Source organism: Methylobacterium oryzihabitans (assembly GCF_004004555.2).
Lineage (GTDB): Bacteria > Pseudomonadota > Alphaproteobacteria > Rhizobiales > Beijerinckiaceae > Methylobacterium > Methylobacterium oryzihabitans.
The window spans coordinates 1-428 of the sequence record NZ_SACP01000172.1 but is presented as its reverse complement, the minus strand read 5'-3'; the positions used below and the strand labels follow the sequence as shown (position 1 = coordinate 428).

The 428-nt window shown below is 57.7% G+C and carries 1 protein-coding gene; it reads left to right on the top strand.

Features of this window, described 5'->3' with window-relative positions:
• Nucleotides 1-160: 160 nt before the first annotated feature.
• Nucleotides 161-428: hypothetical protein (locus tag EOE48_RS28910; RefSeq protein WP_210249627.1), on the top strand; the 268-nt coding region annotated here is incomplete at its 3' end.

Sequence of the window (428 nt, the reverse complement as noted above, 5' to 3'; positions counted from 1 at the left end):
GTACCAACGTTGAACGCAGCGACTGCAACAAGGTGCTCGACGGTGATATCGACGAATACCTGGAAGCCAGCCTGAAACAGGGCCTGTAAGCTTCACTCCTGCTGAAAGACCCTCGCCTGCGGGCGAGGGCAATGAATTCCCTGATGGAAGATGTGACGACATGAGCGACCTCAAGACCGACTCGCAAGACCTGCAACAGGAAGAAAATGCCCTGATCGCCCTGCGCAAGGAAAAACTTGCCGCCGAGCGCGCCAAAGGCAACGCCTTCCCCAACGACTTCCGTAGCGACAGCTACTGCAACGACCTGCAGAAACAGCACGCGGACAAGACCAAGGACGCGCTGGAAGCAGCCGCGATTCCGGTCAAGGTTGCCGGCCGTATCATGCTCAACCGTGGCTCGTTCATGGTTATCCAGGACATGACCGGTC